We start from the raw sequence: 19,797 nt of genomic DNA, 5'->3' as shown, positions 1-19,797 counted from the left end.
ACGTATTACAGCTGTGAGAAGCAGCGACGCGCCGCGGCGATGGTGCGATCGATATCCTGCTCGCTGTGTGCCGTTGACATAAAGCCGGCTTCGAACGCGGACGGCGCCAGATAAACGCCCTCATCCAGCATCAGGTGGAAGAAGCGCTTGAAGCGTTCCACATCGCACTTCAGCACGTCCTGATAACGGGTTACCGTTTCATCGTCGGTGAAGAACAGACCGAACATGCCCCCGGCGCGGTTGATGACCAGCGGCACGTTTTCTGCCCGAGCCGCGTCCAGCAGCCCTTCCGCCAGCCGGTCTGTCAGCGCGGTTAACCGCGGATGGACGTCCGGTTTGGCGACTTCGGTCAGGCAGGCGACGCCCGCAGCCATGGCGATCGGGTTGCCGGACAGCGTACCCGCCTGATAGACCGGCCCGGTCGGAGCCAGCGCTTCCATCACTTCACGGCGACCGCCGAATGCGCCGACAGGCATACCGCCGCCAATGATTTTACCCAGGCAAGTCAGGTCCGGCTGCACGCCATAGAAGGCCTGCGCGCCGCCCAGCGCGACGCGGAAGCCGGTCATCACTTCGTCGATGATGAGCAGTGCGCCGAATTCGTCGCACAGATCGCGCAGCCCCGGCAGGAAAGCCGGCAGCGGCGGAATGCAGTTCATGTTGCCTGCGACCGGTTCAACGATAATGGCGGCGATGTCTTCGGGGTATTGTTCGAAAGCGGCGCGTACCGAGTCCAGATCGTTATACGTACAGGTCAGGGTATGGCGGGCGAAATCGGCGGGGACGCCGGGGGAGTTCGGCTGTCCCAGGGTCAGCGCGCCGGAGCCGGCTTTGACCAGCAGACAGTCCGCATGGCCGTGGTAGCAGCCTTCAAACTTGATGATTTTATCGCGTCCGGTGAAACCGCGGGCCAGACGAATGGCGCTCATCGTGGCTTCCGTTCCGGAGTTGACCATGCGCACCATGTCCATGCCTTTCATCAACGAGGTCACGAGATTCGCCATGGTGACTTCCATTTCGGTGGGCGCGCCAAAGCTCAGTCCGCGCTCCGCGGCGGCGATCACCGCATCGCGAATAGCCGGATGGTTGTGGCCCAGCACCATCGGTCCCCAGGAACCGACGTAGTCGATATACGCTTTGCCATCCGCATCATAGATGTAGGCGCCCTCGGCGCGTTCGATAAACAGCGGCGTGCCGCCGACGCCGTTAAATGCCCGTACCGGCGAGTTCACGCCGCCCGGTATGACCTGCTGCGCCGCCGCGTACAGACTTTCAGATTTATTCATTACAGATTCCTGACTGGGGATTGATGTCACAGAGTATGCCCTCATTCTAATGAAGAGAGGCCGGTTGTGAAATCCTTGTGACCACAATGGAAGGAGGATGTAGGCGAACGACGTTGTTTTGGCGCGGTAAAAGGCCGATAATCGTCGCCAATACCTGCCGAATCGCATGCCTGCCTGAGCGCGGCGTCATTCATTGCCGCCCCGCCGCGAACCGATCGTCTCTTGAACGTTGTCGGGGGCTATTAGATAATCGAAGCATCACCGGGTTGGATAACCACCGCCCGATACTGAGTTTGGGAGTACGAAAGATGAGCGACGTAACAGCACTGCCGCTGCAATTCACTGATGCCGCGGCCAATAAGGTGAAATTCCTGATTGCTGACGAAGAAAATCCCGATCTGAAACTGCGGGTGTACATCACCGGCGGCGGCTGCAGCGGTTTCCAATACGGCTTTACGTTTGACGACAAGGTCAACGAGGGCGATATGATGATTGAGAAGCAGGGCGTGTCGTTGGTCGTGGATCCAATGAGCCTGCAATATCTGGTCGGCGGTTCGGTGGACTATACTGAAGGGCTGGAAGGCTCGCGCTTCGTGGTCACCAACCCGAATGCCAAAACCACCTGCGGCTGCGGATCGTCCTTCAGCATCTGATCCTCAAGCTCAGCCACACGTTGTGGCGTTCATTAAAAAACCCGTGCTCAGCGTGGCTGCCGCACGGGTTTTTTGTTTATGCGCGCTGCATCCACTCGTCAGTGAATGCAGCGGCGATCAGGCAAATCAGCCCTGTTGGCCTAGCGACTGCACAAGGGCTTCCACCATCAGCGTGGACTGCTTGGCCGCCACGCTCAGGAATTCCTCGAAGCTCAGGTGAGACTCCTGATCCGCCACGTCGGAAATGGCGCGCACGACGACGAAAGGCACGCCGAACTGGTGGCACACGTGACCGATAGCCGTGGCTTCCATTTCTACGGCCACAGCCTGTGGGAAGGTATTACGGATGCGGGCCAGCGGTTCCGCGCCGTTGATAAATGCATCGCCGCTGACGACCAGACCGCGTACCGCATTCAGCGACAGCTTGGCGATAGCCTGTTCAGCCTGAACGATCAGGTTTTCGTCTGCGACAAAAGCGGCGGGGCAGCCCGCCATTTGACCGGCTTCATAACCGAATGCGGTGACGTCGGCGTCGTGGTAGCGAACTTCGCTGGATACCACGATATCGCCCACTTTCAGGCTGGAAGCCAGACCACCGGCTGAACCGGTGTTGATCACGACGTCTGGACGGCAGTGTTCCAGCAGCAGCGTCGTCCCCAGCGCCGCCGCGACTTTACCGATCCCGGACTTCAGCAGCGCCACGTCCACGCCGTGCAGCTGTCCGGTGTAAATTTCACAGCCCGCGCGCTGTATGGTCTGGCGATTTTGGATCTGATCCCGCAGCAGGATAACTTCTTGCTCCATTGCGCCGATGATGCCAACTTTCATAGGATTCCCCACAAGTTTTGCTTGAATTAACAGGTGTGTCGTGGCCGGTAGTCTATCATGGCCGTTATGATAGCGAGAGCACGCGAACAAAACGCCTTAACCGTTGTATCGCCCGCTCGGGCATGCTATCACCGGTCAGGGCCAGAAACGGAGAACAGCATGTCCGACATCGATTTTGCCAAGAAAATCAGCTATCAACGGGCGTTGAGCAAGCCTAAAGAAAAGAGCGATGAATACGGCGTCATCCGCGAGTTCGAAAGCGACCGCGGCCGTATCATCAACTCCGCCGCCATTCGTCGGCTGCAGCAGAAGACGCAGGTGTTCCCATTGGAAAGGAATGCCGCCGTGCGCTCCCGTCTGACGCACTCGATGGAGGTGCAGCAGATTGGCCGTTATATCGCTAAAAACATTATCGATAGCCTGAGGCGTCAGGGGAAGCTGGATACCTACGGACTGAGCCGCTACGAGATCCCCTTCGAAAGCATGGTGGAGATGGCCTGTCTGATGCATGACATCGGCAACCCGCCGTTCGGCCATTTCGGCGAATCCGCGCTGAGAAACTGGTTTTCCACACAGATGGATGTTGAGTCCTGCAAGAAACCTATCGGAGAAGACGCCTGTCAGGTCGCCTGTTTGACGTTGAAGGAGGGGGAGGAGGCGCTGAACGAACTCCGCTGCCGCATCCGTCAGGATCTGAGTCAGTTTGAGGGCAATGCCCAGGCGGTGCGGATGGTGCATACGCTGTTGAAACTGAATCTGACCTATTCGCAGGTCGCCTGCATTCTCAAATACACCAAGCCCGCCTACTGGGTCGACGAACTGCCCTCCGACTATGACTACCTGATGAAAAAGCCGGGTTTTTATCTGGCGGAGGAAGCGTTCGTGAGTCAGCTGCGGAGCGAGCTGGACATGAAAGAGTTCCAGCGTTTTCCGCTGACCTACATTATGGAAGCGGCGGACGATATCTCGTATTGCATTGCCGATCTGGAAGATGCCGTGGAGAAAAAATTGTTTTCCATCGATCGTCTTTATCAGCTGCTAGAAGAGGCCTGGGGTGACACGAAAGAGAACGATATGTTCATGAAAACCGTGGGCAAGGCATTCAAATCTCGCCAGCAGCACCGCTGGCGTAGCAGCGACGATCAGTTCTTCATGAATCTGAGGGTTAACGCCGTTGCTTATCTGGTGCCGCATGCTTCGCAGCGTTTTATCGATAACCTGTCTCACATTTTCAACGGCGACTTCAATCAAGCCTTGCTGGAAGACGGCAGTCCGCAGAACCGACTCTTGAAAAGCTTTAAGCGCGTGGCGTTCAAACACGTTTTTAATCATCACGAAGTCGAACAGCTGGAGCTGCAGGGAAGCCGGGTGATGCGCGGTTTGCTCGATATCTATCATCCACTGCTGAAAATGCCCTCGGCCGACTTCAGAACGCTGGTGGAAGAGGAGTTTCATCGCGACTATCCCATCGAGACTCGCCTCTACCATAAGCTGTCGCGCAAGCACTGTCTGGCTTATCGGGAGGCCGTGGAGTCTTTGGAGAAGAAACCGACTGAGCAGCAGGAGTGCCTCGAGTTTTACTACCGTGGTCGCCTGATTCAAGACTACATCAGCGGCATGACCGACCTTTACGCCTACGACGAATACCGCCGGCTGATGGCGGCCGAGTAGGCGAGGGGCTGTAGGTCCCGGGCGGCCATTTTGTAAACAAAGACAATATTTCCTTACGTTTCACAGGATTGCGTAGAGGAACTTCCCCTGCGCATAGTTATCGTATTTGTACGACCACAGCAAAAGGGCCGTAAAATTTGCGTGTTGATTGACTATGAGACCTATTCCTATGAAAAGAAAATCATTGGTTCTGAGTGCATTGACGTTAAGCCTGGCAATGGCTACAGGGACGGTTCCGGCAATCGCGGCGGAGTCGGTCTCTTCCTCCAGCCAACAGCTTCCCAGTCTGGCGCCGATGCTTGAAAAGGTGATGCCTTCGGTCGTCAATATTTCCGTCGAAGGGCATGCGCCGGTCAGCCGGGCTGGCGGCGGCGCTATTCCGCCTCAGCTGCAGCAATTCTTTGGCGAAGATTCCCCGTTTTGTCAGGACGGTTCGCCGTTCCAGTCCTCGCCGATGTGTCAGGGCGGAGAAGACGACGGCAGTGCTAATCCCCAACAGCGTCAGCAGCAGACCTTCCAGGCGCTGGGCGCGGGCGTGATTATTAACGCGGCCAAAGGCTACGTGGTGACGAACAATCACGTGGTCGATAATGCCGACAAGATTCAGGTGCGTCTCAACGACGGCCGTAAATACGATGCGCGGGTCATCGGTAAAGATCCCCGCTCCGATATCGCGGTGGTGCAGATCAAAGATGCCCGCAATCTGACCGCGCTGAAAATGGCGGACTCCGATCAACTGCGCGTTGGCGACTATGCCGTGGCGATCGGCAATCCTTACGGTCTGGGCGAAACGGCGACCTCCGGGATCATTTCCGCGCTGGGCCGCAGCGGGCTGAATATCGAAAACTATGAAGACTTCATCCAGACGGATGCCGCCATCAACCGTGGGAACTCCGGCGGCGCGCTGGTCAATCTCAACGGCGAGCTGATCGGCCTGAATACCGCGATTCTGGCGCCGGACGGCGGCAACATCGGCATCGGTTTCGCCATTCCCAGCAATATGGTGAAAAATCTGGTGAACCAGATCGTCGAATTCGGCGAAGTGAAACGCGGAGAACTGGGTATCGTCGGTACGGAGTTGAACTCTGATCTGGCGCAGGCGATGAAGATCGACGCTCAGCGTGGCGCGTTCGTCAGCCAGGTTCAGCCGAAATCGGCCGCCGCCGCCGCCGGGATCAAGGCGGGCGACGTCATTGTGTCGCTGAACGGTAAAACGGTCAGCAGCTTTGCGGCGTTGCGCGCGCAGGTGGGATCTCTGCCTGCGGGCACGAAGCTCACATTAGGCCTGCTTCGCGACGGCAAACCGGTTTCCGTGGATGTCGCGTTGCAGCAAAGCAGTCAGGCCCAGGTGGCAGCCGGCAATCTGAACTCAGGCATTGAAGGCGCCGAACTGAGCAATACGCAGCTGGACGGACAGAAAGGCGTGAAGGTCGAGAAGGTGAAACCGGGCTCCGCCGCCGCGCGCATCGGCCTGAAACCGGGCGATGTCATCCTTGGGGTGAATCAGCAGGCCGTGGCCAATATCGGCGAACTGCGCAAGATTCTGGACAGCAAACCGCCTGTGCTGGCGCTGAATATCCGCCGTGGCGACAGCAGTTTGTATCTGCTATTGCAGTGATCTGACCTGCCCGGCGTCGTTCTCGGCGCCGGTTTTTCCCCGGTTATTTTCGAGGTCGACCCTCAAATTTAAAACCCCAAAAATTGTGCGAAGAATATAACGGGATAGCATAAATTATCGCGAAACAGTATTTTTGCCGCCCTCCCATATCCTCTATTGTCCAGTCTTACTACCTGCCTGATAACACGCTTAGCCTATCGCTATTTCCAGCTCTGACGCTGTCTTACACGGACTGTCGCAACGCTGGACAATATCAGGAAGGGCCCATAATTAGCCCGGTTGCCTGCGGGTATCGAACAGAATGACTGACTTCTTGAGGGAGTGATAACTATGTCAAAGCGTCGTCTGGGGCTGTCGTTAGCTGCCGCAACCCTGTTGTTTTCAGGCGTTGCCTCTGCCGCGACAGAACTGCTGAACGTGTCTTACGATCCTACGCGGGAGTTCTATCAAGAGTACAACGCCGCTTTCAGCAAGCACTGGAAGGCAACCACGGGTGAAGATATCTCAATCAAGAATTCGCACGGCGGCTCCGGCAAGCAGGCGCGTTCGGTTATCGACGGACTTCAGGCGGATGTCGTCACGCTGGCCTTGGCGGGCGATATCGATGCGCTCAATCTCAATAAAAAACTGATCGACCCGAACTGGCAGGCGCGTTTGCCGGACAACAGCACGCCGTACACTTCCACCATCGTGTTCCTGGTGCGCAAAGGAAACCCGAAACAGATTAAGGATTGGGGCGATCTGATCAAACCCGGCGTGCAGGTGATTACGCCTAACCCGAAAACGTCCGGCGGCGCTCGCTGGAACTTCCTGGCCGCCTGGGCGTATGCCAAGCATTTGCCGGGCGGAACCGATGAAAGCGCACTGAAATTCGTCACGGAACTGTATCGCCATGCCCCGGTACTGGATACCGGCGCGCGCGGCTCGACCGTCAGCTTCGTACAGCGTCAGCTCGGCGATGTGCTGATCGCCTGGGAGAATGAAGCCTACCTGTCTTTGAAAGAGCAGGGCGGCGAAAATCTGGAGATCGTCACACCGTCGCTGTCCATCTTGGCTGAGCCGCCGGTGGCTGTCGTCGATAATGTCGTCGAAAGAAAAGGCACGAAAAAGCAGGCTGAAGCGTATCTGAACTATCTTTATAGCGACGAAGGGCAACGTATTATTGCCAAAAACTTCTACCGTCCGCGTAACGAAAAAATCGCGGAGGAGTTCAAGAGCAAGTTCGCGCCGGTGAAACTCGTGACGATAGACGGCGACTTTGGCGGCTGGAAGCAGGCGCAGCCCAAGTTCTTCGCTGATGGCGGAATTTTTGACGGCATCTTCGAAAAAATTAATCAGTAAGGTATCTCATGATGTAAACCGCCCCGGCGTGGGGCGGTTTTGTCACGCAGGGACGCGGGAGACCTTTGTGGTCTGGTAGATAAAAAGAAAGGCTTGTTATGTCGCGACGTGCTTCGCCGGTAATGCCCGGTTTTGGATTGACGTTAGGTTTTAGCCTCACCTATCTGGGGCTGATTGTTTTGATCCCGCTGGCGGCGATGTTCCTCTACGCCAGCCAACTCACTCTGACCCAGTTTTGGGATTTGATCACCAGCCGACAGGTGTTGTCCTCTGTGCGGCTTTCGTTTTCCACGGCGCTGTCTGCCGCCTTTATCAACGGTATCATTGGCACGCTGCTGGCTTGGGTGCTGGTACGCTATCACTTCCCCGGACGCAAGATTATCGATGCCATGATCGATATGCCGTTTGCGTTGCCCACGGCCGTGGCCGGTATCGCGCTGACGTCGCTCTATGCGCCCACCGGGCTGGTGGGCAGTTTGTTTCCCTTCAAAATCGCCTATACCCCTTTGGGGATAACGCTGGCGCTGATTTTTGTCACGCTACCGTTCGTCGTACGAACGGTACAGCCGGTGCTGGCGGACATTCCGAAGGAAGTGGAAGAGGCGGCGTCTTGTCTTGGCGCCGGACCGCTGCAGATATTCCGTCACGTGCTGGTGCCCGCCATTCTGCCTGCCTGGTTGACCGGCTTCGCGCTGGCTTTCGCTCGCGGTGTGGGAGAGTACGGCTCCGTGGTGTTTATCGCCGGCAATATCCCGTTCAAAACGGAGATCATGCCGCTGCTGATCGTCTCCAAGCTGGACCAGTACGATTACAAAGGGGCGACGGGGATCGGTGTGTTCATGCTGGTTCTATCGTTCATTATGCTGTTGCTGATTAACTTGTTGCAGCGCCGAATTCAACCGAATCGCTAAGGGATGATTATGGACAACACAGTTTCCGTGTCTGACAAGACACGCTCTGTTTCCCGGCGGCCTGTGACTTATTACACCTTGGTCGGGCTTGCCTGGGTGGTCTTCGTGCTGGTGTTGGTGTTACCGCTGGTCATGGTGGTGACGCAGGGATTACATAATGGCGTGGGCGCCTTCTGGAATGCGATTTCCGAGCCAGATGCCGTGTCGGCGCTCAAGTTGACGCTGTTTGCCACCGTGATTTCCGTGCCGTTGAATATGATTTTCGGTCTGGCGACGGCATGGTGTGTGACCAAGTTCGAGTTTCGCGGTAAGACGCTGCTGTTGGCCTTGATCGACTTGCCGTTCTCTGTCTCTCCTGTGGTGACCGGTCTGGTCTATGTGCTGCTGTTCGGGGCGCAGAGCAAACTTTATCCGTTCTTGATGGAGCATGATCTCCAGGTGGTCTATGCGGTGCCGGGCATCGTGTTGGCGACTATCTTCGTGACGTTGCCGTATGTGGCGCGCGAGCTGATTCCACTGATGGAGCAACAGGGATCGCAGGAAGAAGAGGCCGCGCGTCTGCTGGGCGCGAATGGCTGGCAGATGTTCTGGAACATCACGTTGCCCAACGTGAAATGGGCGCTGATTTATGGCGTGGTGCTGTGTACGGCACGAGCGATGGGCGAGTTTGGGGCGGTTTCCGTGGTATCGGGACACATCCGCGGTATGACTAACACGCTGCCGCTGCACATCGAAATTCTCTATAACGAATACAACATTGTCGCGGCGTTTAGCGTGGCTATTCTGCTGTTGGTGATGTCGTTGGTGATACTGCTGCTGCGCCAGTGGAGCGAGGCACGTTTGACAAAACAGTTAGAGCAACAACAGGAGCTGGCCAAAAATGAGCATTGAAGTCCATAACGTTAACAAGCAATTTGGTCAGTTTAGGGCGCTGGATAACATCAATCTGTCCATTCAAAGCGGCGAGCTGGTGGCCTTGTTGGGGCCGTCGGGCTGCGGCAAGACGACCCTTCTGCGGATCATCGCCGGACTGGAGCAGCCGGACAGCGGCAATATTGTGTTCCATGGCGAGGACGTTTCGGTACATGACGTACGCGATCGCAACGTGGGCTTCGTCTTTCAGCACTACGCATTGTTCCGCCACATGACGGTCTTCGATAACGTTGCTTTTGGCTTGCGGATGAAGCCGAAAGCGATTCGCCCGTCCAAACGCGACATTGAAACCAAAGTGCATGAGTTGCTGAACATGGTGCAATTAGACTGGCTGGCGGACCGATATCCGGAGCAGCTTTCTGGCGGTCAGCGCCAACGTATTGCACTTGCCCGAGCGCTGATCGTCGAGCCGCGCATCCTCCTGCTGGATGAACCTTTCGGGGCGCTGGATGCGAAAGTACGTAAAGAGCTGCGTCGCTGGTTGTCACGCCTACACGAGAATATCAACTTGACGTCGGTTTTCGTGACTCACGATCAGGAAGAGGCGATGGAAGTGGCCGATCGAATCGTGCTGATGAACAAAGGCGTGATTGAGCAGATTGGGACGCCCCACGAGGTCTACAACCATCCCGCCAGCGAGTTTGTGTACCATTTCCTCGGCGATAGCAACCGCCTGACGTTGTCTGAATCCGACAAATCGATCTTGTTCCGTCCGCATGAAGTGGTGTTGTCGAAAGATCCGCAGCCGGACTACCAGCCGGTTGCCGTCAAAGATATCCGTCCTTTGGGGGCGTTAACGCGTTTAACGTTGCAGATGGAGGGGAATCCCGAGCTGATTGAAGCTGAAGTGGCGCATGACGACAACACGCTCTCCGGGCTACATCGGGGCGACATCATTCAATTTAAACCTAAAACCTACAACCACGACTGGGAAATTTAACTTCTTTCGAATGACCCGGCGTCGATAAGCAAAGCCGGGTCATGTTATTTCTCAGACGCAGATCAATAGTAGTAACCCCATAAATTATTACCCTCCTACCCAATATGCCTATTTATCAATTAGCGCTCTTCCTCGCTAATATTTTTCATCGCTGACTTTTTGCTCTGGAGATATTTTTTATCTTCAACGCGCGTCGAAAAAATAACGTCTCAGTAACGTCCGTTTTCTGTTCAATTCTGTGTTTATTTTCTGCGTGGTATTTATGGATATATCCTATTGATCCCCACCAATATAATCCCCATCGGAAAAGAGAGATAATGAGATTCGAGAATGCGAGGGCAGGAATGGGAAACTCGGGGGGATGAAACATTTTTTTGCTATGTGAAAAAAGAAATGAATTTGAATAATTATCCGCACGAAAAGGAAAGATGAATTTTTTATTATTATTGATTGCTGGTTGATAATACGGATAGGTACAGAATAATTTCGGGTTTATTTCCTCTTTTTTTGACTAACTATTTCGTTAGTATTTTGTCTGTTTTTTGATAAAAGCGCGTTGCCTGTTTATTTTTTTGCATTCTTTATTTTTCGGTCGACGAGGTATTCAGCGTCGCTGTGGGAACTGGTCCTATCAGTATTTTTATTTTTTGATCGCTTAGCGCCGGGGCTGGCTGAGTGGAAATAGAGGATAGCCATAAAGGCCGTGCGATCGAAGTGGGAAAGCTTTATTCAGCGAATAGCCGCGAAGCGACGCGTCGTATTATACGGGAAATAGAGATTCTCGACGAATTGCAACAGGTCAGAGGACCGTGGAGTCCACTCTGCAGCGGCCAATCCTACGCGGCAATCCATCTGTGAAAAAACGGCAACAGCCGTCATTTTTTGAGCGCGATTTTAAGCGCCTCTGTAGGGGGCGGATCGGCTTTCTCAACCCTGTTTCTCCTTTTATTGCCGGGCCGCGATGGCCCTTTGGGAATCTGCCGCCGATTATGTGATGCATTCACTTTCGGCGAGTTCAGCGGGGGCTTTCAGGCCAGGCGCGGTGGCTGATGCCCCGTCAGCCGGAGTTACCTCCGTGATGCATTCACTTTCGGCGAGTTCTGCGGGCGCTTTCAGGCCAGGCGCGGTGGCTGATGCCCCGTCAGCCGGAGTTACCTCCGTGATGCATTCACTTTCGGCGAGTTCAGCGGGGGCTTTCAGGCCAGGCGCGGTGGCTGATGCCCCGTCAGCCGGAGTTTCCTCCGTGAAGCATTCACTTTCGGCGAGTTCTGCGGGGGCTTTCAAGCCAGACGCGGTGGCTGGCGGCGTTATCAACCCACCAACCCACCAACCCACCAACCCACCATGTCCTCAGACCTTGGGGGTTGAATGCCCCCAACGGTGGGTGGGAGGGGTATTGAAGTGATGGCGTTGCGGCGTTGGAGGGAGCATCGGATTAGCCAAATAGCCAAATAGCCAAATAGCGAAGCAGTGAATCAGTGAATCAGTGAATCAGTGAATTAGCGAATCAGTGAAGCAGCGAAAGCGGTGAGCGAGACGTGAGGCGGTTTTGAGCGGTGCCAGGCGAGGCGTCTTGATGGGACAAACCCCGCCCGGACCGGCGGGGGAGTGCGGTCCAGGCGGGGAGATCAGTCGTCGTCGGCGGTGCTGTCTCTGGCGGCGCCTCCTTCAAACAGCGAGCCTTGTATGCGCGCCTGTTCCTCTTTGCGGACGCGCTTGACGACGCTGTAGATCCACTGCAGCGAAACGCCGTATTTGCGGGCCAGATCGTGATGGTTTTTGCCGTTGAAGTCGTTGAAGATCTCCTGGTCGCGCTGGCTGACTCTCCAGGCCATCCCCATCGGGAAGTAGACGTTTTGCCCGCCCCAGACCTGCATCATCCGGCTGGCGACGGCTTCGCCGATCTGGTCGGCGGTGCGGGTGTCCATGTCGACGGCCTCGTGCAGAATGTTGGAAGTGTGCTGAGCGAGCTCGACCAGCAGCTCCGGGCCTTTACTGCGAAAACTGTTGCTGTTTGTCATGATGTATTCCTCTTTTTGATGTCAAAAATTATTGATTTCACTACGATTTTCCCCGTTAACGGAGCGATGGCGACCGGCGCGGACGCCGGTCAGTGTCTTATGGGCGGGCGCCTCCCGTGTCGTCCGACGCCGCGGCGGTATCGTCGTCCAGCGGCGTGACGGTCGCTTCCGCCACCCGCACCCCCTGGTCTTCCAGCAGCATGACCAACTGGTCGTTGGCGGACTCGATCAGGTCCGGCAGCCCGGCGCCCAGCAGTTGAGTCATCAGCAGCGTCACCTGCTCTTCGTGGTCCTCCAGCTCCGCCGTGACGGCGCAAGACAGGTCCACCGCGCTCAGTCCGCGCGCCGCTGTTTCTTTTTTATGCGTAATGTTGATGATGATTTTGGCCATGATTAGAGTCCTTTAATGACGTCTGAATTGATGAGGGGGATGCCGATGCTGGCTGCCAGATTCATGGCGGCGATCATCAGGTTGCCGATAGCAAGGGGGTAAAGCAGGCTGACCGTCTGACGGCCGCCCGTGTGAAAGCTGAGTCGGGCGCGGAGGGCGTCCAGCGCGCCGTCGTCGATCACCTCGTCGAGCGTTTTGCCGACGCGGCCCAGTTTGAAGCTGAGAAAGTCCGCCAGCGCCCCGTCCAGCGGCCGCAGTTCGACCACTTCACAGCGCTGCACCACTTCGCGCACCTCGGGGTTGCGCTCGCTGAGCTTCGACGCCAGCTCCGGCTGGCCGATCAGCACGATGGAGAGCAGTTTTTTGAAGCCGCTCTCCAGTTCGAAAAAGCGCTTGAGATGCTTGAGCGTGGGGATCGGCAGGCTGTGCGCTTCTTCGATGATCAGCACATGGCTGTATCCGCTGCGGCTGCTGTCGCGCAGCAACCGGTGCATCTGGCGGAAGCGGGCGTCCTGAGTGCGTCTGATGCGTTCGAGCGGCGCCAGCGTGCTGATCACCGCCTCGGCGATGCCCGCGGCCTTCAGCGTTTTGCCTTTGACGTCGTTGTCTTCCATCGCCAGCGTGTAAGGTTCGATGACGACGACCGGGGCGCGCTCGCGCTCCAGACGGTCGACCAGGTCGCGGCGCAGCGTGGACTTGCCCGCGCCGGACTCGCCGATCACCGCCAGAAAACCGCCGTAGCACGCGGTCTGATGCAGCGCTTCCCGCACATAACGGATATCGGGCGTGACGAACACGTCCTCTGCACCGAGCAGTGCGTCTTCCGCAAACGGGTCGCGGAACAGTCCGAACGCTTTGCGGGTCTCGGGGTGCAACACCTGTTTTTTCAATAACATCCTTGCCTCCATAACGCGTGGCGATCGTTTCCTGACGGCGTGCCGTCGGGGCGTTTTGCGGTCTTGCGTTGTCTCTGCGACGTGCCGTCACGCCGAAAAAAGGTTGAGCGTCCCCTGGGCGGCGCGATGACGCGTCGCTCTGGGTCGGCGGGGAGGGCCGCTTAGCGAGTCGGCCCGTTCAGGTTGCGGCGCGGTCGCGCCGAGGGATCAAGGCCCGTTGACGATGCGGGCGGGCGGCGTAAGCAGCTCGCCGGCCAGCGGCTCCAGTGCCTCGATGGGCACGCCGTCGGGATAGCGGTTGGCCAGTTGGCGATAGTGCGCCGAGGTCCAGTCCTGCCCGTGGGCCAGGAAGCGTTCGCGCAGCAGGCGGGCGGCTTCGACGTGGCTCAGCGGACGCTGTTCGACGCGCGGGGCGCGCACCGGCGAGGGCTGGCCGCGCCGTGGCAGATAGCTCGGCAACTCGGCGTCGTCGATCTGCTTGTACGGGTCGAGCCGTCCGCCGAACGGCAGGGCGTGGCGGCGGCGGGCATCGGCGGCGTCCGTCGCGTTTTCCGTCTCGGTGATGCGTTGCTCCAGCTCGGCTTTGGCCGTCTGCGCGGGCGTGGCGGCCTGCGCGCGGAAACGCTCGCCGATGACGGGCGCGGAGGCGGCGAAGCCGTAGGCGTCCTTCTCGACCTCTTCGACCTGCCAGTAGTGCTCGTAGCCGTCCTCGCCCATCATCACGACCTGCGCGCAGCGGCTGCGCCACGGGTTGCGGGTGATGCGCAGCGTCTGGCCGACCATGACGTCCGGCACCGACGACACGTCGTACTCCACGCCGCGGAACGAGACGCGCAGTTTCGGCGTCACTTTGCGGGTCTCCGGCGAGGAGACCGCCAGCTCGCGGCACACGTCGCGCGACGGCGCTTTCACCAGCTCGCTGTCGCTGATGTTCAGCCACGCGGCGGTGCGGGTCATTCCGGTGCGGCTGTGGATGGCGGTGGCGTTGAAGTGACTGCGCCACTTGGCGGCCAGCGCGTTCAACTCTTCCAGGCTGTGGACCGGTTGGAACTTCAGGCCCGGCTCCAGTTTGCGTTCGATGATGTCGCGCGCTTTCTCAACCTGGCCGGTGGCGCGGGCCGAGTGCGCTTTGTGGGCGATCAGCTCAATGCCGAGCGACTGGCACAGGTTGCGGGTCATGCTGGCGGTGTTGGCGGAGCCGGGGTCGAGGTAGAGGATCTTCGGCACGCCGTGCAGGACGTCGGCGCCGCCGCGCGCCTGCATCGCGTTGATCAGCACCGAGCACAGGTTCTCGCCGGACTCCGCGCCCATCACGTATTCCACGTAGATCCAGCCGGTGGCGTGGTCGGTGATTTCGTAGCTCCACACCCGGTCGCTGGCGATGCGCGCCAGGTTGGCGGGCTTGTTTTTGTAGAAGCGCGCGCTGTCCATCACCTGCAACCCTTTGCGGCCGTTGCTGAGGTAGTAGAGCGTGCAGAGCGACGCGTCGATTTCCCAGACGTGGTTGGGGTGACGGCTCGCCAGTTCGGTGACCGGCGCGGGGGCGCTCAGTTGGTCTGGATGCAGGCCGTAGTTGCGCAGCGCGCGGCTCAGCGTGGAGGCGGACAGCGGGATGCACTCGCCGGTGGCCGGGTCCATGCGGCTGGCGTCGATCAGGCCGTTGGCGCGCAGGGTGTCCGCCGCATCCGCTATCGCGTACAGGCGTTTGCCGTTTTTCCGCGTGGCTTCCATCAGCGTGGCGGCCAGCAGGGCGGCTTCTTCGCGGGTCAGGGCGCTGTTGCCGGCGTCGCTGCGCTGCTTGCGAGGGCGGCGGGGCATCGCCACGGTCTTCAGCTTGCGCAGCAATGTCCCGCGGGACATCCCCAGTTCGGCGCACGCGGCGTCGTAGATCGGACCGCGGCTGCCGTGTCCGGCTTCGCGCGCGGCGCGGGCGACAGCGACCAGTTTTTCCGTCAGGGCGGCGTTCATCATCACTCCTCAGACCGTCTCGGTGTGGGGCAGGCGAGGTTCAGGGGCGTCGAGCCAGGCCGGTTTCAGGCTGGCGTTCGGCGCCTCGTCCAGGAAGAAGCGCTCGCGCAGCTGATGGATGGCGCGCTCCAGCTGGCACAGCAGGCCGTTCATGAATTCGGTCGGCGGCGACTGCAGGGCGTCGTGGCTGTTGAGCAGCTCGCTGAAACCGGCCTGCAGTTTGCCGAGCAGATGCGCTTCGGCGTCGAAGGCGATGGCGCTGACTTCGGCCCGCAGTTGGGCGCTCTGCGGGTCTGGTTCGGGAGTGGCGATGCGGGACTTTTTCGCAAGCCGGGTGGCCAGCTCGTCGATTTTGCTGTTTTTATCCGCCAGCACCCGCTGCTGAGCGGCGCTGTTCTCGCGGGATTCGCGCAGGGCGGCCTTCAGTTCGCGGCTGGTCATGCGGTCGATCTCGTCGAGCGTCGCGCCCGCCACCGTGCCGCCTTCCGCCAACTGGTCCAGATCGTCGTCGTCCAGCACCATCAGTTCATACAATTTGGTTTTGCCCAGAACGCGCAGCGATGAGCGTTTTGGCTGCGAGCCGTCGCCGTAGCCCAGAAACTTGACGCTGGCCTGCATCATGCGGCGCGCCNCCTGCGGCGCTAGCCCCAGTTCGTTTTCGACGATGGTCGTAAAGGTGCCGTGCGGCTCGTTTTCTTTGAGGATCACCAATCGTTTACCGGCTTCCAGCATCGCTTCCGCGCTCTGCGCCATGTAAAAGCGGGCTTCGTGAATAATGCGGTCGCGCTCGTAGGGCAGACCTTCGCCGTATTGCTGCATGATGCGCGTCTGGTGCTGCGAAAGCGCGTTCAGGTTCTCGTCCAGATCGCGGGCCAACGCGGCATCCGCAACTAATTCAAGCGGTGGATTTTTTATTCTTGCCATGTGTGTGAGTCCTTCTACTACCGGCTGCCGGCCAGCAAACGCTGGTTCATTTCGTTGATGCGGTCTTGTGCGAGTGCGATTTCGTTGGCATGAGCCTGAGCGATTTGCAGGGTCTGCATGCTCAGTGCGAAACGCCCGTTGTCCAGCCGTTGCGCCAATCCTTCTTCAATCAAGGTGTGCAGCGCGCGATGGATGTTGGCGGGCGACTCATTCAGCGCCGCCGCCAGTTCTCCGTTCGCTACGCCGCCCAGGGTATGGCCGCGCAATGCCTTGAGAACGCGCAGAATACGAACGCCTGCGCTGGATACGTTTGCCTTGCTCATGCCACATTCTCCTTTTTTTAATATGTGATAATCTGTTACGGAGGTTGATAACCATCAAACGGGTTGAGGCGTTTTTAGGCCAAGTTTCACTGCAATTTCATGGCCTTTTCCGTATTTCGCCTTCGTGAGTCCGTTCAAAACGCGGTAGACGTCTGAGGGGCGGTAGCCGTTTTCCTCGGCCCAGCGGTTGAAGGTCCAACCGTTTTGCCGGAACAGCTGCTTGACCTGCTCGGGGGTTTTCATCGAGATGGCTCCTTTTTCTACGAAGAAAGTATCTATTTGTGCAATAGATTTTGTGAACTTTAGTTCTCATTGTCAACGGGGTTTTTGTGAACTTTGATTCTCTTTGTGCTCAGCGTCTAAAATCTGAGCGAAGTCGGCTAGCGTTAAAACAGGACGAAGCCGCGGCCAGATGTGGCGTTTCTCGTGAAATGTGGAGCAAATATGAGCGTGGCGTCGCGGTGCCAGGAGGCGATGTGTTCGCTGCGTTTGCAAAAGCGGGCGCGAACGTGCAATTCATTTTAACCGGCGAGCAGGGCGTGTCATCGGAGACGCGTGCTGGCGCATTGGATGCGGAGCTGCTCGCAAAAATTGTCCTAAAATTGGAAATGCTGGCCAAACATGCGGGACGACGCTGGACGCCAGCGGAACTCGTATTACAATCAGCAAAAATATATAACTTCCTAATTAAAGAACCTGCTATTGATAATGATAGGATTGATAGCGTGCTGAAGTTGGTTATAAATCATTGATAATATAAAGGACTAATCATGGACAGAAGAGATAATGAATTACAGGAGCTTGCAGATCAGGTCGCGGGCAGTTTAAAAATGCTGCCTCAAGAGAACCTGGAGCGACAAATAACGATAAGCGTCGGGGGGGATAATCCTGGCTCCATACATGTCGGGTCCGTCGTGAATATAAATCCCGCGCCGGTAAGACGACCCCCAGAGTTGCACGAGATGGATGACCGCACTTTACTGAATATGAAAAAAGCCTTGATATCAAACCGAAATGAATCCTCGCGCCGCTGTTATTTCAATATCCCATGCATCCTCTTATTCGGATTGATTTCTGGCGCGTTTATTTTTGTTCTGTGGAATATTTTTCTTATACTCCACCAAAAACCCACCTTGTTAGATTTAGACGAAAAGAAACTGATTATTTATGCCAGCTGGGTATGTTTGGTCACCCTGGCAGGTAAAAACCTGGAGAAGATCCGGAAAATCGAATCCCGGATAGCCACGGAAAATCAGACTATTATTGATACTATCGATGTCATTTTGTTTCGTCGAGGCATGTAATGGTAATACCTGACGCCTTGCGGAGTCCCCAGAAGCCTTATCGCGCGGTGGGAGCGTTTTATCCCAGATTTTCGTGCCGAGTACAGACATTCATAATCTTTGCCGAAGCCATTTAATGGCGCCGTAACGTACACGCGTTCCGGCGATGTGCGAAATATGCTGGCGCGGCCGGACCATAAAATAAGCGAAGGCGAAAAAAAGACTGTGGACAGTCCCTATCAACAATAACCGCAGGCTGATGTATTTATTTGATTCATTGTTATTTCCCTGGAATATACCCATAAAGTTCCGCGTGGGAGCGTGGGCGGCAACGGCACCCTCCCGTGCGGAACATGGCCCTTCTTATGACGTCATTTTTCATGTTATTCGAACACGGACCGCTACCCGATATTGTTGCTGCGTGCGGGCGTAAAAGCGATGTCATCATGATGCTTCGCCGCTCGCCGCATAACCCGCCTTAGCACCCGTGCTGGCGTTCGTGGTTCCCCGAGGGCGCACGGACGACGGCTGCGAGCGATTCAAGCGAGCCGTCGTCTTGATCTCCTTTGACTGATGGCTGTACCCGACGCGCCTGCGTCGGTCGATCGCTGCGCCCGACAGGGGCGCGGCGGTGGCGCTCGCGGGGCTTTCGGGCGGCGCGAAATCTCTCCCTAAACGAACGCTCAATCTCACCTCTTTTCTTGATTTTCGCTGCGGTCAATCGTGCTAGCTTAATGCCCTTACTCGTTGATAGACCTTATGGTCCTGGAGCCTGATGATGCGCTTTCGATCACTTTGGACGGCACTGCTTTCCGCGAATCTTCTGGCGTGCGCGCCCTATGACTATGACGCGGAGCGGAACAACCGCTCCTTCAAGCCCGTGGGATATCCGGTATATACCCTGGATAAAAACGGCAATACGATCAAAAGCCGACGCATGGAGCGTATTAGCCAGCAGGAGTGTCGCGAGCACGGTTCGAATTGTGGGAACCATTTCGGTGGGTAGCGGCTGGCCAGTCAGGCTAACCGTCAGGCGATGACCCGCCCAACCTGAACCCGGCGGGCACGGGATAAGCGCCGCTACCGGGTCCCGGCGAGCCCCGCCGACGTCCTTAAGCGCGGTGCCGTTTATCCGCCAATTCTCAGATGTGCGCTTGCGAATCCCTGACGCGTCAGCGTGAGGGGGGCGCTCTTTCCCAAATGGATGATCTTCCGGCTGTGCGTAATCCCTTGTGCTCCTGTGCTGCCGGAAGGCATGTCCGACGAGGGAGGCGACCCGCGCGGACGCAACCGCCGGGGTAAAAACAGACAACCCCGGACAAAAATCGCATGGCGGATTTTCATTCGGGCGTCCAGACTCGACAGGGGTGAAAACGGGCCGGCGTCGCGAGTGTCGCCTTTTGGACGAGAGCTAATGAGGGCGGTGTCGCGAGTGTCGCCTTTTGGGCGAGAGCTGNTGAGGCCGGTGTCGCGAGTGTCGCCTTTTTTGGCAAGAGCTGATGGAGCCGGTGTCATGAGNGTCGCCTTTTGGACGAGAGCTGATGAGGGCGGTGTCGCGAGTGTCGCCTTTTTGGCGAGAGCTGATGAGGCCGGTGTCGTAAGCGTCGCCTTTTTTGGCTAGAGCTGATGGAGCCGGTGTCGTGAGTGTCGCCTTTTGGACGAGAGCTGATGAGGCCGGTGTCGCGAGTGTCGCCTTTTGGGCGAGAGCTGATGAGGCCGGTGTCGCGAGTGTCGCCTTTTTGGCGAGAGCTGATGGAGCCGGTGTCGCGAGTGTCGCCTTTTGGGCGAGAGCTGATGGAGCCGGTGTCAT

17 protein-coding genes and 1 pseudogene are annotated in these 19,797 nt (G+C 57.5%); 9 read left to right on the top strand and 9 right to left on the bottom strand.

Annotation, left to right across the window (positions count from 1 at the left end):
* Window positions 1-5: 5 nt before the first annotated feature.
* Window positions 6-1,286 (bottom strand): glutamate-1-semialdehyde 2,1-aminomutase, encoded by a 1,281-nt coding sequence (gene hemL, locus SB13_RS15330; protein ID WP_026741190.1) that lies wholly within the window; start codon window positions 1,284-1,286, stop codon window positions 6-8.
* A 308-nt stretch (window positions 1,287-1,594) separates the two neighbouring features.
* Here hemL and erpA point away from each other — a divergent pair, with 308 nt between their 5' ends.
* Entirely contained in the window at window positions 1,595-1,939 is a 345-nt protein-coding gene (gene erpA / locus SB13_RS15325) for an iron-sulfur cluster insertion protein ErpA (RefSeq protein WP_026741189.1), read from the top strand.
* A gap of 126 nt (window positions 1,940-2,065) precedes the next feature.
* On the opposite strand, the gene mtnN is transcribed toward erpA, so the two are convergent.
* Window positions 2,066-2,767: a 5'-methylthioadenosine/S-adenosylhomocysteine nucleosidase gene (mtnN, locus tag SB13_RS15320; RefSeq protein ID WP_026741188.1), complete on the bottom strand. Its 702-nt coding sequence runs from the start codon at window positions 2,765-2,767 to the stop codon at window positions 2,066-2,068.
* Window positions 2,768-2,926: 159 nt separating this feature from the next.
* Between mtnN and dgt the strand changes: the two genes are divergently transcribed.
* From dgt to SB13_RS15290, 6 genes are all read left to right on the top strand, one after another.
* A complete protein-coding gene (gene dgt, locus SB13_RS15315; protein ID WP_026741187.1) occupies window positions 2,927-4,438 on the top strand; it encodes a dGTPase in 1,512 nt (503 codons plus the stop codon).
* 169 nt (window positions 4,439-4,607) lie between these two features.
* Window positions 4,608-6,056: a serine endoprotease DegP gene (degP, locus tag SB13_RS15310; protein ID WP_026741186.1), complete on the top strand. Its 1,449-nt coding sequence runs from the start codon at window positions 4,608-4,610 to the stop codon at window positions 6,054-6,056.
* A 330-nt stretch (window positions 6,057-6,386) separates the two neighbouring features.
* The gene (locus tag SB13_RS15305; RefSeq protein ID WP_026741185.1) at window positions 6,387-7,397 is read left to right on the top strand and encodes a sulfate ABC transporter substrate-binding protein; all 1,011 of its coding nucleotides are present in this window, start codon (window positions 6,387-6,389) and stop codon (window positions 7,395-7,397) included.
* 98 nt (window positions 7,398-7,495) lie between these two features.
* Window positions 7,496-8,308, top strand: a complete 813-nt coding sequence (gene cysT, locus SB13_RS15300; protein ID WP_026741184.1) for a sulfate ABC transporter permease subunit CysT — start codon at window positions 7,496-7,498, stop codon at window positions 8,306-8,308.
* 9 nt (window positions 8,309-8,317) lie between these two features.
* Window positions 8,318-9,199, top strand: coding sequence for a sulfate ABC transporter permease subunit CysW (gene cysW, locus SB13_RS15295; protein ID WP_026741183.1), 882 nt, complete (start codon window positions 8,318-8,320; stop codon window positions 9,197-9,199).
* Window positions 9,189-10,181, top strand: coding sequence for a sulfate/molybdate ABC transporter ATP-binding protein (locus tag SB13_RS15290; RefSeq protein WP_026741182.1), 993 nt, complete (start codon window positions 9,189-9,191; stop codon window positions 10,179-10,181). The genes cysW and SB13_RS15290 overlap by 11 nt, the downstream gene beginning before the upstream one ends.
* Before the next feature lie 1,628 nt (window positions 10,182-11,809).
* On the opposite strand, the gene SB13_RS15280 is transcribed toward SB13_RS15290, so the two are convergent.
* The 7 genes and pseudogenes from SB13_RS15280 to SB13_RS15250 all read right to left on the bottom strand — a co-directional run bounded on the left by SB13_RS15280 (window position 11,810) and on the right by SB13_RS15250 (window position 16,947).
* The gene (locus tag SB13_RS15280) at window positions 11,810-12,202 is read right to left on the bottom strand and encodes a Mor transcription activator family protein (RefSeq protein ID WP_026741180.1); all 393 of its coding nucleotides are present in this window, start codon (window positions 12,200-12,202) and stop codon (window positions 11,810-11,812) included.
* Between the two features lie 97 nt (window positions 12,203-12,299).
* Window positions 12,300-12,593 carry a hypothetical protein gene (locus SB13_RS15275; RefSeq protein WP_026741179.1) on the bottom strand — a complete coding sequence of 98 codons (294 nt, stop codon included), beginning with the start codon at window positions 12,591-12,593 and terminating at the stop codon, window positions 12,300-12,302.
* Window positions 12,594-12,595: 2 nt separating this feature from the next.
* Window positions 12,596-13,498 (bottom strand): annotated as a pseudogene (locus SB13_RS15270) (ExeA family protein); the annotation flags it as partial.
* Between the two features lie 198 nt (window positions 13,499-13,696).
* Complete coding sequence (locus SB13_RS15265; protein WP_026741177.1) at window positions 13,697-15,457, bottom strand: DDE-type integrase/transposase/recombinase; 1,761 nt, start codon at window positions 15,455-15,457, stop codon at window positions 13,697-13,699.
* Between the two features lie 9 nt (window positions 15,458-15,466).
* Window positions 15,467-16,381: a hypothetical protein gene (locus SB13_RS15260; protein WP_026741176.1), complete on the bottom strand. Its 915-nt coding sequence runs from the start codon at window positions 16,379-16,381 to the stop codon at window positions 15,467-15,469.
* Window positions 16,382-16,398: 17 nt separating this feature from the next.
* Window positions 16,399-16,704: a helix-turn-helix domain-containing protein gene (locus SB13_RS15255; protein ID WP_026741175.1), complete on the bottom strand. Its 306-nt coding sequence runs from the start codon at window positions 16,702-16,704 to the stop codon at window positions 16,399-16,401.
* A 54-nt stretch (window positions 16,705-16,758) separates the two neighbouring features.
* Complete coding sequence (locus SB13_RS15250) at window positions 16,759-16,947, bottom strand: DNA-binding protein (protein ID WP_026741174.1); 189 nt, start codon at window positions 16,945-16,947, stop codon at window positions 16,759-16,761.
* Window positions 16,948-17,033: 86 nt separating this feature from the next.
* On the opposite strand from SB13_RS15250, the gene SB13_RS18065 reads away from it, so the two are divergent.
* Window positions 17,034-17,456, top strand: coding sequence for a helix-turn-helix domain-containing protein (locus SB13_RS18065; RefSeq protein WP_235202423.1), 423 nt, complete (start codon window positions 17,034-17,036; stop codon window positions 17,454-17,456).
* An 18-nt stretch (window positions 17,457-17,474) separates the two neighbouring features.
* Window positions 17,475-18,008 (top strand): hypothetical protein, encoded by a 534-nt coding sequence (locus SB13_RS15240; RefSeq protein WP_026741173.1) that lies wholly within the window; start codon window positions 17,475-17,477, stop codon window positions 18,006-18,008.
* Window positions 18,009-19,797: the final 1,789 nt, after the last annotated feature.

The sequence above is a fragment of the Lonsdalea quercina subsp. quercina genome (genome assembly GCF_000688695.1).
GTDB lineage: Bacteria > Pseudomonadota > Gammaproteobacteria > Enterobacterales > Enterobacteriaceae > Lonsdalea > Lonsdalea quercina_D.
Note: the sequence above shows the minus strand (reverse complement) of the source record. Positions and strands in the feature narration are given on the sequence as shown.

Bases quoted from the DNA above. Each gene is read 5' to 3' on its own strand.
- SB13_RS15275 (WP_026741179.1), bottom strand. From the start codon at position 12,593: ATGGCCAAAATCATCATCAACATTACGCATAAAAAAGAAACAGCGGCG.
- SB13_RS15265 (WP_026741177.1), bottom strand. From the start codon at position 15,457: ATGAACGCCGCCCTGACGGAAAAACTGGTCGCTGTCGCCCGCGCCGCG.
- mtnN (WP_026741188.1), bottom strand. From the start codon at position 2,767: ATGAAAGTTGGCATCATCGGCGCAATGGAGCAAGAAGTTATCCTGCTG.
- erpA (WP_026741189.1), top strand. From the start codon at position 1,595: ATGAGCGACGTAACAGCACTGCCGCTGCAATTCACTGATGCCGCGGCC.
- cysW (WP_026741183.1), top strand. From the start codon at position 8,318: ATGGACAACACAGTTTCCGTGTCTGACAAGACACGCTCTGTTTCCCGG.
- SB13_RS15255 (WP_026741175.1), bottom strand. From the start codon at position 16,704: ATGAGCAAGGCAAACGTATCCAGCGCAGGCGTTCGTATTCTGCGCGTT.
- cysT (WP_026741184.1), top strand. From the start codon at position 7,496: ATGTCGCGACGTGCTTCGCCGGTAATGCCCGGTTTTGGATTGACGTTA.
- SB13_RS15290 (WP_026741182.1), top strand. From the start codon at position 9,189: ATGAGCATTGAAGTCCATAACGTTAACAAGCAATTTGGTCAGTTTAGG.
- SB13_RS15240 (WP_026741173.1), top strand. From the start codon at position 17,475: ATGGACAGAAGAGATAATGAATTACAGGAGCTTGCAGATCAGGTCGCG.
- SB13_RS15305 (WP_026741185.1), top strand. From the start codon at position 6,387: ATGTCAAAGCGTCGTCTGGGGCTGTCGTTAGCTGCCGCAACCCTGTTG.
- degP (WP_026741186.1), top strand. From the start codon at position 4,608: ATGAAAAGAAAATCATTGGTTCTGAGTGCATTGACGTTAAGCCTGGCA.
- SB13_RS15250 (WP_026741174.1), bottom strand. From the start codon at position 16,947: ATGAAAACCCCCGAGCAGGTCAAGCAGCTGTTCCGGCAAAACGGTTGG.
- dgt (WP_026741187.1), top strand. From the start codon at position 2,927: ATGTCCGACATCGATTTTGCCAAGAAAATCAGCTATCAACGGGCGTTG.
- hemL (WP_026741190.1), bottom strand. From the start codon at position 1,286: ATGAATAAATCTGAAAGTCTGTACGCGGCGGCGCAGCAGGTCATACCG.
- SB13_RS15280 (WP_026741180.1), bottom strand. From the start codon at position 12,202: ATGACAAACAGCAACAGTTTTCGCAGTAAAGGCCCGGAGCTGCTGGTC.